We start from the raw sequence: 13,478 nt of genomic DNA on the forward strand, positions 1-13,478 counted from the left end.
GGGGCCGGGATCGTCGCCGCGGGGTGCGCCTCCGCCGGGGCGGAGGGAGTCAGGGGTGGGGGAGGGAGCCGTCTCGGTGGAGGGGTCGGGGTCAGGCGGGGCCGGGGTCGGGCGGGGTCGCGGTCAGACGGGGTCGGGGTCAGACCGAGTCGCGCAGGATCGGGGGGCAGCGGACGGTGAGCCGCGGCACGTCGTGATCGCCGGGGCCGCGCACGAGGAGCTCGGCGCCGAGCCGGCCCATCTCGCGGAACGGCAGGGCGATGGTGGTGAGCGAGGGACGGAGATACGCGGCGATGACCTCGTGATTGTCGAAGCCGACGATGGAGAGGTCGGTCGGGATGCCCAGGCCGGACTCGCGAGCCGCGTCGTAGGCGCCCATGGCGATGCGGTCGTTGCCGCAGAACAGGCCGTCGGGTCGCGCGCGGGCGAGCAGGGCCCTCGTGGCGTCGTAGCCCGATGTCGCATCCGCGCCGCCGGCCACGATCAGCGCGGGGTCGACCGGGACACCGGCCTCCTCGAGCGCCTGCCGGTAGCCGGCGAGGCGGCCGCGGGCCGCGTCGAGGTGCTCGTCGATCCCGACGAGCGCGATGCGGCGGCGTCCGCGCTCGAGCATCAGCCGGGTGGCCGTGTAGCCGCCGTCCTGCTCGTCGGGGACGATCGAGGGGTGCGTGCCGGCCTCGTCGTAGCAGTGCACGAGGGCGACGTCGATGTCGTCGAGCTCACGCGGGATCTCGATGGCGCGGTTGTAGGTCGTGGCGATCATCACGCCGCCCACCCGGTGCTCGAGCATCATCTCGACCGACTTGCTGTCCGGGCGGTCGGGCGTCGGGGTGCCGACGATGATCAGCGACTTGCCGTGCTCCCAGAACCATTCCTGGGCGCCGGCGATCAGCTCGCCGGCGAAGGGGGTCGAGACGATGTCCGTGACCAGTCCGAACAGGTCGGTGGTGCGGCCGGCGAGGGCGCGGGCGCCGGCGTTCGGCCGGTAGCCGAGCTCGGCCGCCGCGGCGAGGACCCGGGCCTTCGTCTCGCTCGAGACCTGCTTCTCGTCGTTGAAGGCGAACGAGACCGCCGAGCGGGAGACGCCGATGTGGCGCGCCACGTCGCTCATCGTGACTGCTCTGCGTGTCATCCGGCAACCTCCCTGTCGCGCTCCAGAAGCAAACTAACGCGCGTTAGACGCGGCTGTCAAGAGCGGACGAGCACGCCGCCGCGTGACTCTCGAGCGGCGCGCACCAGGAGCCGGGTTCCGCCGCACGGTGGATCTACGGGGAAGAGACGCCGCAGACATGCCGGTCGAGCAGCGCGCAGCGCGTATCGAGACCCGGCTCCGGCGGACGGTGGATCTCGATACGCCCGCTCCGCGGGCTACTCGATCAGCATGCAGGGCCCACTCCGCGGGCTGCTCGATCAGCTTGCAGGGCCCGCTCCGCGGGCTGCGCGATCAGCAGGCGGCCGCCGCCCCGCGGGCTACGCCGACGGCTGCTCCGGCATCGCCGCCGTGCCCGTGGCGCGCAGGCGCTCCTTGACCAGCTCCGGGAAGAGGGGGCGGCCGTAGAAGTAGCCCTGGGCGCGGTCGGCGTGCAGGCTCGTCAGCAGCTCGTGCGCGGACGGCGTCTCGACGCCCTCGACGATCGTGTGCATGTCGAGGTCCGAGACCAGGTTGATGATCGAGCGGAGGATCGTCGCGTGCCGGGGGTTCTCCTCGTCGGCGAGGAAGACGCGGTCGATCTTGACGATGCTCAGCGGCACCGTCAGCAGCGCCGCGGCGGCCGCGTGCTCCTGGCCGTAGTCGTCGAGCGCGATCGCGATGCCGTCCGCGGTGAGGGCGCGGACCCGCTCGATGACGGCCTCGTCGACGTGCCCGATGGAGCCCTCCGTCAGCTCCAGGCAGAGCTGGATGCCCTGGTCGGCGGTGCGATGTGCGCAGATCACGTCGGTGACGCCGTCGTGCATCAGCTGCTCCGCCTCGATGTTGACGCTCAGGAACGTGACCGACGGATCGATCGCGCGGAACTCGATCATGCAGGCCACCGCCTGGTCGACGATCTGCACCGTCAGCTCGTCCAGCAGGCCCAGCGAGCGCGCGATGTCGACGAGGGTGATCGGGCTCAGCGCGGTGCCGTCGGTCCGGGTGTAGCGGGCCAGCGCCTCGAAGCCGACGATGCGCCGCTCGGCGACGTCGATCACCGGCTGGAAGGCGACCCGCACCGTCCCGTCGGCGACGGCGGCGCGGACCTCGGCGACGAGATCCAGCTCCTTCGTCTCGGCCTCCAGCACCGCCGCCGCCTGCGCCTCCTCGCCCTTGCGCTCCTTCTTCGTCTCGTACATCCGCTCGTCCGCCTCCTGCATCACCCGGTCGAATGAGCCGCCGTCGACAGCGACCGGGGCGCCGATGCTGATGCGGGGGTGGAGCTCGGCGTCGCCGACGACCAGGGGCCGCTCGACCGCGCGCGCGATCCGGAGCGCGACGGCTCCGGCGGTGACCGAGTCCAGGAGGACGGCGAACTCGTCGCCGCCGATGCGCGCGACGACGTCGTCCCCGCGCACGCTCTCGCGGATGCGACGGGCGACCTCCTGCAGGACGGTGTTGCCCGTCGAGTGGCCGTGGGTGTCGTTGACGGCCTTGAAGTCGTCGAGATCCATGAACAGCACCGCCCGCTCCTCCTGGTCGCTGATCGCCGCGAACTCCTCGTACAGGCCGCGGAGGTTGCTGAGACCGGTGACCGAGTCGGTCGTGGCCTGATCGCGCAGCACGCGGGTGCTGCGGCGATCGTAGAGGGCCTGGGTCGCGATGTGCGCGAGGGCGAGGAGGGTGCGGTGCTCGAGGGTGGTGAAGCCGCCGGAGTCGGGGCGCCGCGTCAGGACCACGTGCCGCAGGCCCAGACCGGGCGTGGCGATCGGCGCCGACAGCTCGAACGCGCGCCCGGGAGTGGCGGAGATCCGCGTGCTCGCTGACGGGATCGCCGTGCGGGCCGCCCGCTCGAGCGTCTCGAAGATCGCCTCCTGGTCGCCCCACGGCAGAGCCAGCGCCGCCTCGATCAGGCCGTTCAGCTTGCGCTCGATCCGGGCGCGACGGAGGTACTGGCTGACCACGGCGACCGCCAGCGCGACGATCAGGAGCGTGTTCGCCGAGCGGATCTCGAGGCCGGCGCCGAGATCGATGCGCTCGACTCCGGCGGAGAGGTGCGCGCCGTAGGCGAGGGCCACCAGCACGATGTTGAGGCCGAGGGCGAGCAGCACGCGGTCGGGCCGGAGCGCCGGCCGCGGCACGTCGCTGACGTCGGCCAGGGTCAGCCAGGCCTGCAGGTACTCGGCCCCGATCGAGAGCAGTCCGTAGGCGAGCACCGCCGGCACCGCCGCGAGGACCGGCCACCAGCCCGACTGCGGGAAGAGGGAGAGGACGAGCAGGAACGCCCCGCCCGAGAGCGCGGCGAGTCCGGTCCAGTAGACGACGGCGGCCCAGGGGCGCCGCGAGATCACCTGGAAGAGCGCGATCGCGAGCACCCAGAGCAGCAGCGCCTGGACGCGCGGCACGTCCTGGGCCAGGAAGGCGAGCACCGAGACGCCGACCCCGAAGGTGACCGTGCCGATGCCGGAGGCGAGTTCGAGCCGGAACGAGGCCGTGATCCACATCGCGGCGAGCAGCACCAGGAACGCCAGCCACAGCCCGGGGAGCGCCGGTGCGTGCGGGACGAGCAGCACCAGCGTCAGGAGGAGGCCCGCGCCGCCGACGCCGAGCCGGAGCGCGCGCACCGAGCGCGGGGCGCCACGGCCTGAGAGCACCTCGGGTGAGGCCGGCGGATCCTCGGCTCGCGCCGTCGAGAATCCTGCAGCCGCATCGCTCATGCGTCGGCCACCCCCTTCACACCGCGTCGCCCGCCCGGAGACCCGGCGCGTGACCACCTTGGCACAGACGTGGAGCCCCGCCCGCACCAGGAGGCGGGGCTGCAGGCCGCGCTGCTGAGGGCGGTGGGTCTCGATACGCCCCTGCGGGGCTACTCGACCAGCATGAAGGGGCACGCGCATCCGCGGGTGCGTGTGCATGCTGATCGAGTAGCCCGAAGGGCGTATCGAGATCCACCGCGTCAGGAGCCGGGTCTGCAGGCACGGTGGGTCTCCGGGCCGGTCGCTCAGTCCTTCGCGGCGAGGACCCGCACGTCCCACGGGCCGAGCTCGAGCTCGGTGCCTGCGGGCAGCTCGGCTCCGGTCAGCACGTCGGTGGCGGCAGCCGGCAGCGGGTACACCGAGGGCTCCCAGGACCAGTTGTGCACGAAGCGGATCCGCTCGCCGTGGCGGTTGGTCGCGCTGGTGACCGTCTGCGACGCGGTCGCGCGGCGCCAACCCGAAGCGGGGTCGCCGACGGCCCAGGACATCAGGGCACGCGCCAGCTCGAGGTCCGGCACGGTGCCGACGGTCGTGACCCGGCCCGCGCCGTGCGCGCGCGTCGTCACGGCGGCGAACCGGCCGTGGTGCGGGTGGACGTAGCGCACCAGCACGTCGGCGTCGTCGGGCTGCAGGCCGTCCGCCCACAGGGTCGCCGTGGCGCCCACCGGCAGCGGGAAGCCCGACTCCGCGACGACCGGCAGCGGGACTGCGAGGTTCGCGAACTCGTCGTAGTGCACGCCCGCGGCCCGGTCGAGGAAGGCGGGCTTGCGCTGCAGCCGGGCCCGCGCCTCCTCGTCCTCGTAGCCGGTGCGCACGCCCACGACCAGGTGCCCGCCCGCGGCCGCGTACGCCTCCAGCCACTGCAGCTGCGCGTCGTCGGCGATGGTGAACGCCGCGGCGACCAGCACGGGATGCGCGGCCGCGTAGGCGGCGGGCGTCGTCTCGGTCAGCTGCGAGGGGTGCACCGTGTTCGACTGCAGCCCCGCCTCGAAGGCGCCGCGCGCGAAGGAGTCGAAGATGGTCTGGAAGGTGCGCGTCGACGCGACGGGCACGCCGCGGGCGGCCCCGGTGCCGTGCGCCGAATCACTGAACGAGGGGTACTCCTCGAGCGCCCACTTGCTCTCGTTCGAGAACAGGATCGCCACATCGGAGTCGGGGGTCAGCTCGGTCACCCGGTCGCCGGCGGCGGCGAAGTCGGCTCCCAGCGCGGCGATCTGCTCGTAGACCCGGCCCGGCTCCTGCGAGTGCGGCAGGATCCCGCCCCAGTAGGTCTCGGCGCCGTGGTGCAGCGTGTGCCAGTGCCAGTACTCGATCATCGTCGCGCCCCGCGAGACCAGAGCCCAGGCGGCCTGGCGCCACTGACCGTCGTAGCCGGGCTCGTTCGACCACGGCATGCCGATCGCCTGCGCATCGGTCTCGGTCACCAGGAACGGCGCCTGCTTCGATCCGTACATGCGGTCCGCGGTGGCGTAGAGCGCCCAGGTGCCCGAGGTCGTCCAGTGCTGATCGAACACCCGCGCGTCCGGCAGCTCGAGCCCGTCCTGCATCCGGTAGTAGGGATTGCCGGCGGCGATGTCGAGGGAGCGCACGAGCTCCTCGTCCTGCACCGTCCTGCGCTCGTAGGAGATGCAGGTGGTGACGAACTGGTCGTCGCGGCCGGCCCGCGCGGTGATCTCCCGGACCATGTCGGCCTGCCAGCCGATGAAGTCCGTGGTCAGCGAGGCCTGGAAGCGGCGCCAGGCCAGGTCGTACTGCGGCTGCTGATTGGCGTCCGGGGTCCACAGGTCGGCCCAGGTCGACAGGCGGTGCGACCAGTAGGTCAGCCCCCACTCGTCGTTCAGCGTCTCGACGGTGCCGTAGCGCGCGCGCAGGTGGTCGACGAAGCGCTGGAAGACCTGCCGGTTGTGGAAGATCTCGTTGCCGGGCTCGTTGTCGACCTGGAAGCCGATCACCGCCGGATGCGCGGCGTAGCGCTCGACGATCCTCCGGATGAGCCGCTCGGCGTGGAAGAGGAAGGCCGGGTGCGAGTAGTCGATCTCCTGCCGGGCTCCCCAGCCCATCGGCCGACCGCTCGAGCGCTCGACGTTGATCTCGGGGTACAGCCGCGCGAGCCACATCGGCGCCGCGTAGGTCGGCGTGCCCAGCACGACCGCGATGCCGTGCTCGTGGGCCGCATCGAGCACCGGCTGCAGCCAGTCGAGCTCGAAGACCCCGTTCTCGGGCTCCCAGGTCGACCAGACCGACTCGCCGACGCGGACGACCGTGAAGCCCGCGGCCTTCATCAGCCGGAAGTCCTCGGCGAGGTCGCGGCGGCCCAGCCGCGAGGTCGGCTGGTACTCGTGGTAGTAGGCCGCGCCGAACAGGATGCGGTCGGTGAGGTGCTGCATGGGAGGGCCTTTCGGACGTTCGGGAGAGGAGTGGCGGAGGAGGGCGGTGGGGGTGTCAGCCCTTGACGGCGCCCGCGGTCAGCCCGTCGAGCAGCTGCTTGCGCAGCAGGAAGAACACCAGGATCGTCGGCACCGAGGCGAGGACCGCGCCCGCCAGGACGAGGTCGTAGGAGCGGTTCTCCGACGCGAACAGGATGTTCAGGCCCAGGGGGATCGTGTACTGCGACGAGTCCGAGAGCAGCACGAGCGGCCAGAGGAAGCTGTTGTAGCTCTGCAGGAAGCCCCAGACGCCCAGCGCTCCGAGGGAGGGGCGCAGCAGCGGCAGCACCACGCGCCAGAAGGTGCCGAACTCGCTGTTGCCGTCGATCCGGGCCGCCTCGATGATCTCGTCCGGGATCGACTGGACGATGAACTGCTGCATCATGAAGATCCCGAACGCGGGAGCGACCCACGGCACGATCAGCGCGAACCACGGGTTCGAGAGCCCCGCCTTCACGATCAGGATGAACAGCGGCACCAGGATCACGACGAACGGCACCGACAGCGACGAGAACATGATCGTGAAGAGCACCTTCTTGCCGCGGAAGGCGAACTTCGCGAAGCCGTAGCCCGCCATGGCGCAGACGAAGACCGAGACCGCGGTCGCCAGCAGCGAGGTGCCGACGCTCATGCCGAACCAGGCCCAGAAGGGCTGCGTGGTCAGCAGGTTGACGTAGTTGTCGGTGGTCGCGGGGTTCGGGACGAGCGACGGGGGAGTGGAGAAGATGTCGCCGCGGTTCTTGAACGAGCCGCTCAGCGCCCACAGCAGCGGGAACACGAAGACGAGCAGCAGGGCCGAGAGGGTGACGTAGAGCAGTCCTCGGCGGGCGCGCTCGCCGCCGCTCGCCCGGCGCTGCCTCCGCGGAAGGCGGCGCTCCGGAGCGTCGGCGGTGACGATTCCCGTGGTGGCGGTCATGAGGTTCTCCCGATGGCGAGGGCGCGGTTGAGGATCTGGCTGACGGCGAAGACGAGCACGAAGAGCACGACTCCGGCCGCGGCGGCGTAGCCGAACTGCTGGCGTTCGAACGCGGCGCGGTAGATGAACATCGAGACGGAGAGGGTCGCCTCGCCCGGTCCGCCCCGCGTGAGCAGGTACGGCTCGTCGAAGAGCTGGGCGGCGCTGATGAAGGAGGTGACGACGACGAACGCGGTCACCGGGCGGATCGCGGGGAGCGTCACGGTGCGGAACTTCGCGAGCACACCGGCGCCGTCGAGCTCGGCCGCCTCGTACAGCTCCTTCGGCACGGCCTGCAGTGCGGCGAGGAAGAAGATCGTCAGATAGCCGACCGTGCGCCAGAGCAGGACGAAGCCGATCGCGACCTTGGCGAGTGTCGGGTCGCCGAGCCAGTCGATGTCGCCGAACCCGAAGACCGCGCGGATCAGCGAGTTCAGGAGTCCGTAGCTGCGGTCGAAGATCAGGCTGTAGATCAGCGCGATGACGATCGGCGAGAGCACCATCGGGATGAAGAAGGTGAGCCGGAAGAGGTCGCGCGCCTTGAGCCCGCGGGCGTTCAGGCCCTGTGCGATCAGCAGCGAGCACGGCACGATCACGAACACCGCGATCAGCGTGTAGATCAGCGTGTTCACCAGCGCGACGCCGAAGCTCGTGTCGCCGAGCAGGTTCCCGTAGTTGGCCAGCCCGACGAACTCGGGCGAGCCGAGGCCGACCCACTCGGTGAGGCTCAGGTAGATCGCCGCCCCGACCGGGACGATCATGAACAGCGCGTAGAGCAGGTAGAACGGCGCGATGAAGAGGTACGGGGCCCGCCCGCCGGAGGTGTTCAGGCGCTTCCGCTTCGCGGCGCGCCGGGCCTCGAGCGGTGAGCCGCCGCGGCCGTCCTGAGCGGAGGCGGGCGCCCCGGCCGTGGTGAGAGTCGACATCATCGATCCTTAGCTGCGGGCCTGGCCGCGGAAGTCCTCGGCCGTGGCGCGGAGCGCCTGCGCCGGGGAGAGGGTGCCCTTGTAGGCCTGGAGGAGGTAGCCCGACAGCACGGTCGTGAGGATCTGCTGGTCCTGGCTCTGGAAGAGCGACGGGACCTCGTCGATGATCTCGCCGTAGACGTCGAAGAGCGCCTGGCCGCCGAAGTAGTCGTCGGTGATCGTCGCGAGCTCGGGGTCGTCGTAGACCGAGCGCAGCGTCGGCAGATAGCCGAGGTCGCGGTAGCGCTTCACCTGCTGGGCCGGATCGAGGTAGGCGGCGAGGACGAGCTCGACCGCGGCGTCGCTGTTGGCCTTGCCGGTGACCGCCGCGAAGCCGGTGCCGCCGCCCACGGCCGTGCGGCTGCCGCCGTTCGCGAAGCGGGGGAGCGTCTTCACCCGCCAGAGGCCGGCCTGCTCGGGCACGTTCGGCTTGATGCCGTAGCTCGAGTACCAGGTGGGCATGTCGACGCCGAGGATCGAGCCCTGCTTCAGGCCGCTCTGCATGCTCGGGCCGTAGTAGTCGGCGACGGTCGTGAAGAAGCCGGAGGCGAGTCCGTCGACCGCGAACTGCAGGGCCTCCTCGGCCTCCGGAGTGGCGAGGTCGAGGTTCCCGTCGCGGTCGAAGAGCTGTCCGCCGCGCTGCATCAGCAGCAGCTGGTAGCCCTGCACGACCTGCGGCAGATCGCTTCCGACGGAGAGCGCGCCGAAGGACACGCCCTCCCGCGCGCTGATCTCGCCGCCGACGCGGGCGAACTCCTCCCAGGTCTCGAGGTCGGTCGGCACGCCGAGGCGCGCGAACTCGTCCTCCCGGTAGTAGTAGACGGCGAGCGGAGTGTCGGAGTCGAGCGCGTAGAGGGCGCCGTCCTTGCTGAACGCGTCGACGCGGGCGGCGATCAGGTCGTCGCGGTAGGGGGCGGTCGCCTCGGTGAGGTCCACCAGCAGCTCGGGGGCGATCGAGCCGCGGAGCGTGCGGGCGAAGTTCGCGACCTCGATGCCGACGAGGTCCGGCGTGCCGGAGCCGGCGACGGCCTGCGCGATCAGCTTGGTGACGATGTCGGTCGCGCCGATCTTGGTGACATCGAGCGAGTAGGAGAAGTCGGTGCGCGCATCGGCGAGGGCGAGCGCCTCCGTGAAGAACGTCACGTAGCCGTCGTCGTGCGTCCAGAACGAGAGGTCGACGGCTCCGGACTCGACGGCCGCCTGCGGGCCGGTCGCGGCGCACGAGGCGAGCAGGGAGGCGAGGGCCGCCGAGCCGCCGGCGGCGGCGCCGAGACGGAGCAGCCCGCGGCGCGAGAGCGCGGGGGACAGTGGGTGCATGGAGGAGCTCCTTCGGAGAAGGGGGAGGGACGGGCCGACGGGCGCGCCGGAGGGACCGCGCGGAGGCGGCTCGTGCTGACCGCACGGACGGCGGTGGGAAGGGACGGGGAGAAAGCTGGAAGGGAGCCGAGGGCGCGGTCGGGGAGCTACGGGACAGGGACGGGCGACGCGGGCGCCAGCGCCGCGCGCTCGGGGTTCGCCGGCCCGCTGGATGCGCGGACGATCAGCTGGGCGGGGACCGAGCGGTGCCGCTCGGTCGGCGCATGGCCGTCGAGGGTGCGGATCATCCGGTGCATCGCGATGCGCGTGACCTCGGCGAAGTCCTGCTTGACCGTGGTGAGCGGCCGGTGCAGGAACTCCGAGATCGGGTCGTCGTCGAAGCCGACGACGCTGAGGTCCTCGGGGATGCGCAGGCCGGCGGCCTCGGCGGCGTGGATCGCCCCGACGGCCATCTGGTCGTTGGCGGCGAAGACGGCGGTGACATCGCGGCGGTGCAGGATCGACGCCATCGCCTCCGCCCCCGAGCGCGGGCTCCAGTCGCCGCTCAGCACGGGCGGCTCGGCGGCGTCGGCGTCGGCGAGGGCGGTCCGCCAGCCGTCGATGCGACGGCGGGTGGCCGACCAGGTGCCGGCGCCGGCGATGTGCCAGACCGTCTCATGGCCGAGGGCGAGGAGGTGCTCGGTGGCGCTGCGGGCGGCCCCGGCCTCGTCGGTGCCGACCACGAGCTCCTCCGGGCGGTGCGCCTCGCTCGGGTGGTCGAAGCTGAGCACCGTGACGTCGGCGGGGATGGCGAGGCGCGGATGCCCGAGATCGACCGGCTCCGAGAGGATGATGCCGTCGACGCCCTGGTCGACGAGGGCGTCGACCGCTTCCTGCAGCTCCGCGCCGCTGTTCTGCGTTGTGCGCACGACGCTGAGGGAGTAGCCGGCGGCACGGGAGGCCTGCTCCACGCCGTCGAGGATCGCGGACGGACCGTAGAGGGAGGTGCTCATCGTCACCATCCCGATCCGGCGGCTCCGCTGGGTGACCAGGGCTCGGGCGGCGGCGTTCGGCCGGAAGCCGAGGGTGCGGATCGCCGTGGCGACGCGCTCGCCGATCTCGGGGGAGACGTGCGCCTCCCCGTTGACGACGCGGGAGACCGTCTTCTGACTCACGCCGGCGGCGCGGGCCACGTCGGCCATCGAGACCCGGCGACCGCGGTCGTCCGGCTGCGGCACAGCCTTCGATGCGTCCACGTCGCAGCTCCTTCGCTCGTCCTCGGATCCGAGGTTGACAGCGCAGTCAACGGCGCCGTCCGACGAGTACAACACGGTTTGACTGCGTAGTCAATCGCGCCGTGGAAGGCCGAGCACGCTTCACACGACGAGGAAGGGCGGATGCCTGCTGATCGAGCAGCCCGCGCAGCGAGGATCCATGCTGATCGAGTAGCGCGCGCAACGGGGATCCATGCTGATCGAGCAGCCCGCGCAACGGGGATCCATGCTGATCGAGCAGCCCGCGGAGCGGGGAACCATGCTGATCGAGTAGCCCGCGCAGCGGGCGTATCGAGATCCACCCGCGTCGGAAGGCGGGTCTGCAGACCACCTCGCTGAGGACGGTGGGTCTCGATACGCTGCCTGCGGCGGCTACTCGACCAGCATGAATGGGGGCACGCCCATCCACCGGCGCGGATGCATGTTGATCGAGCAGCCCGCGCAGCGGGCGTATCGAGATCCACCAGCGTCAGAAGACGGGTCTGCAGGCCGATCTCGCGGGTCAGCCGCCGAGGGTCACGCGGAGGATCTTCTCGCTGCTGTTGTTCGGGATGCTGTCCTTGTCGCCGGTGTTGGAGGTCGTCATCCAGAGGCCGCCCCGGCCGTCGGGCTCGACGGTGCGCAGGCGGCCGTAGGTGCCGACGAAAGCCGAGGTCGGGGTGGCCAGCGCGTCGCCGGTGATCGGCGCGCGGTAGAGGCGGGTGCCGCGGAGGCAGGCGATGTAGACGACGTCGCGGACGACCGTCAGGCCGGAGCAGGAGCCCGCGGAGGTCGGGTACGTCGCCTTCGGGGCGAGGAAGCCGGCGGTGCCGCAGCTGCCGCTGGTGCCCTCGCAGGCCGGCCAGCCGTAGTTGCCGCCGCGGACGATGAGGTTCGTCTCGTCCATGACGCTGTTGCCGAACTCCTGCTCCCACAGACGGCCCTGCGAGTCGAAGGCGAGACCCTGGGGGTTCCGGTGCCCGTAGCTCCAGACGGCGTTCCCGAACGGGTTGTCCGAGGGGATCGAGCCGTCGGGGTTGATCCGCAGGATCTTGCCGCTGAGGGAGTTGAGGTTCTGCGCGGTGGCGGTGTTCTGGCCGTCGCCGGTGCTGACGTAGAGCTTGCCGTCCGGGCCGAAGCGCAGGCGCCCGCCGTTGTGGTACTTGTTCCGCAGGATCCCGGAGGCGAGGACCTGCACCGTGCTCGTGTCGAAGCGGTCGCCGACGAGCTTGAGTCGGATCACCCGGTTGTCGGTGGGGGAGGTGTGCATCACGTACAGCCACTGGTCGGTGGCGAACGTCGGCGACACCGCGATGCCCAGCAGGCCGCCCTCGCCGTCCGTGCTCTGCACGTTCGGCACGGTCCCGAGGCTCGTCTTCACGCCCGTCGTGGGGTTGAGTCGGATGATGTCCTGCGCGTCGCGGCGGGAGTAGAGCACGGTCCCGTCGGGGACGGTGGTCAGCCCCCAGGGGATGTCGGTGTCGGTGGCGGTCTGGGTGACGGTGCAGAACGCGGTGCTGCAGGCGCCGCCGGTCGTCACCGCGGCGGCGGCGCTGCGTGCGGAGGTGTTGCCCTGGGCGTCGACGGCCGCGACCGTGTAGGAGTAGGCGGTGTTCGCCGCGAGGCCGCTCTCGGTGAACGTCGTGACCGGCGCCGTCGTGCCGCTGCCGGCGACCGTGCCGACCTGCGCGGAGCCGCGGAAGACGGTGTAGCTGCGGACCCCGACGTCGTCGGTGCTCGCGGTCCAGGTGAGGGTGACGGCGGTGCCGGACGCCCGCGCGGTGAGCCCGGTCGGGCTCGTCGGCGCCTGCGTGTCGGTGCTGCACTGTGGGATGGTCACCGCGACGGTGGCGCTGGCCTGTGAGACGTTGCCGGCGGCGTCACGGGCGTTCACGTAGAGGCCCCACTGCGCGCCCGGCACCACGTCGAGGCCGGTCGACAGGACGTTCCCGGCGACGGACTTCATGAACTGGCCGTCGTGATAGACGTCGTAGCCCGCCACTCCGACGGCGTCCGTGGACGCGTTCCAGGAGAAGGTCGCCGTGCGGCAGGCGAGGTTCGTCACCCGCGGGCTCCCCGGCGCGGACGGGGCCGTCGTGTCCGCGACGACCGCGCTGGTCCGCCACTTCTGCCAGTCGCCGCCGGCGCAGGCCGCGATCTGCACGGACGAGCGGTTCGCCGTCTTGCGGTCCTTCACGCTCAGGCAGAGGCCCGAGGCGACAGCGCGGATCGTGCCGTCGCTCTCGACCCGCCAGCGCTGTCCGTCCCCGCCGACGCAGTCCGAGATCTGCACGTCGGCCCCGGCCGTCGTCGAGCGGTTGCGCACCTCCAGGCACTTCGCGCCGCCGTACACGGTGATCTCGCCGGTCGTGGCGATCGTCCACTTCTGGTTGGCGCCGCTGTTGCAGTCGTAGAGGACGACGATCGTCCGGTTCGCGGTCGACCCGTTCGGCACGTCGAGGCAGCGCTTCGACGCGACCCCGGTGATCGGGCCGACGACGGGAGCCGCCGCTGCCGCCGCGGCCGCCGCCTGCGCCGGAGCGGGCGCCGCCTGGGCGGGAGCGCCCGAGACGATGAGCGCGACGGCCAGCACGGCGACGGCGAGACTGCGGGGGACAGCGGATCGGCGGACAGTGGATCGGCGGATAGTGAAACGCATCAGCGGGTTCCTCTACGGACGGAGCGACCGGGCGCC

8 protein-coding genes are annotated in these 13,478 nt (G+C 71.6%); all 8 read right to left on the minus strand.

Annotation, left to right across the window (positions count from 1 at the left end; genetic code table 11):
- Positions 1-139 precede the first annotated feature (139 nt).
- The 8 genes from C1I64_RS06680 to C1I64_RS06715 all read right to left on the minus strand — a co-directional run bounded on the left by C1I64_RS06680 (position 140) and on the right by C1I64_RS06715 (position 13,442).
- Complete coding sequence (locus tag C1I64_RS06680; protein WP_127886658.1) at positions 140-1,132, minus strand: LacI family DNA-binding transcriptional regulator; 993 nt, start codon at positions 1,130-1,132, stop codon at positions 140-142.
- Between the two features lie 338 nt (positions 1,133-1,470).
- Entirely contained in the window at positions 1,471-3,849 is a 2,379-nt protein-coding gene (locus tag C1I64_RS06685) for a putative bifunctional diguanylate cyclase/phosphodiesterase (RefSeq protein ID WP_164874468.1), read from the minus strand.
- A 284-nt stretch (positions 3,850-4,133) separates the two neighbouring features.
- Positions 4,134-6,275, minus strand: coding sequence for a beta-galactosidase (locus C1I64_RS06690; RefSeq protein ID WP_127886660.1), 2,142 nt, complete (start codon positions 6,273-6,275; stop codon positions 4,134-4,136).
- Between the two features lie 55 nt (positions 6,276-6,330).
- Positions 6,331-7,230: a carbohydrate ABC transporter permease gene (locus C1I64_RS06695; RefSeq protein ID WP_127886661.1), complete on the minus strand. Its 900-nt coding sequence runs from the start codon at positions 7,228-7,230 to the stop codon at positions 6,331-6,333.
- Entirely contained in the window at positions 7,227-8,195 is a 969-nt protein-coding gene (locus tag C1I64_RS06700; protein ID WP_123446502.1) for a carbohydrate ABC transporter permease, read from the minus strand. The genes C1I64_RS06695 and C1I64_RS06700 overlap by 4 nt, the downstream gene beginning before the upstream one ends.
- 9 nt (positions 8,196-8,204) lie before the next feature.
- Complete coding sequence (locus tag C1I64_RS06705) at positions 8,205-9,551, minus strand: ABC transporter substrate-binding protein (protein ID WP_127886662.1); 1,347 nt, start codon at positions 9,549-9,551, stop codon at positions 8,205-8,207.
- A 146-nt stretch (positions 9,552-9,697) separates the two neighbouring features.
- Positions 9,698-10,786, minus strand: a complete 1,089-nt coding sequence (locus tag C1I64_RS06710; RefSeq protein ID WP_244209414.1) for a LacI family DNA-binding transcriptional regulator — start codon at positions 10,784-10,786, stop codon at positions 9,698-9,700.
- Positions 10,787-11,306: 520 nt separating this feature from the next.
- Positions 11,307-13,442 (minus strand): PQQ-dependent sugar dehydrogenase, encoded by a 2,136-nt coding sequence (locus C1I64_RS06715; RefSeq protein ID WP_127886663.1) that lies wholly within the window; start codon positions 13,440-13,442, stop codon positions 11,307-11,309.
- Positions 13,443-13,478: the final 36 nt, after the last annotated feature.

The sequence above is a fragment of the Rathayibacter festucae DSM 15932 genome, assembly GCF_004011135.1.
GTDB classification, from domain to species: domain Bacteria; phylum Actinomycetota; class Actinomycetes; order Actinomycetales; family Microbacteriaceae; genus Rathayibacter; species Rathayibacter festucae.

What these genes read in the sequence shown, in the direction of transcription:
- C1I64_RS06680 (WP_127886658.1), bottom strand. Translation starts at nt 1,132, where the DNA reads ATGACACGCAGAGCAGTCACGATGAGCGACGTGGCGCGCCACATCGGC.
- C1I64_RS06685 (WP_164874468.1), bottom strand. Translation starts at nt 3,849, where the DNA reads ATGAGCGATGCGGCTGCAGGATTCTCGACGGCGCGAGCCGAGGATCCG.
- C1I64_RS06690 (WP_127886660.1), bottom strand. Translation starts at nt 6,275, where the DNA reads ATGCAGCACCTCACCGACCGCATCCTGTTCGGCGCGGCCTACTACCAC.
- C1I64_RS06695 (WP_127886661.1), bottom strand. Translation starts at nt 7,230, where the DNA reads ATGACCGCCACCACGGGAATCGTCACCGCCGACGCTCCGGAGCGCCGC.
- C1I64_RS06700 (WP_123446502.1), bottom strand. Translation starts at nt 8,195, where the DNA reads ATGTCGACTCTCACCACGGCCGGGGCGCCCGCCTCCGCTCAGGACGGC.
- C1I64_RS06705 (WP_127886662.1), bottom strand. Translation starts at nt 9,551, where the DNA reads ATGCACCCACTGTCCCCCGCGCTCTCGCGCCGCGGGCTGCTCCGTCTC.
- C1I64_RS06715 (WP_127886663.1), bottom strand. Translation starts at nt 13,442, where the DNA reads ATGCGTTTCACTATCCGCCGATCCACTGTCCGCCGATCCGCTGTCCCC.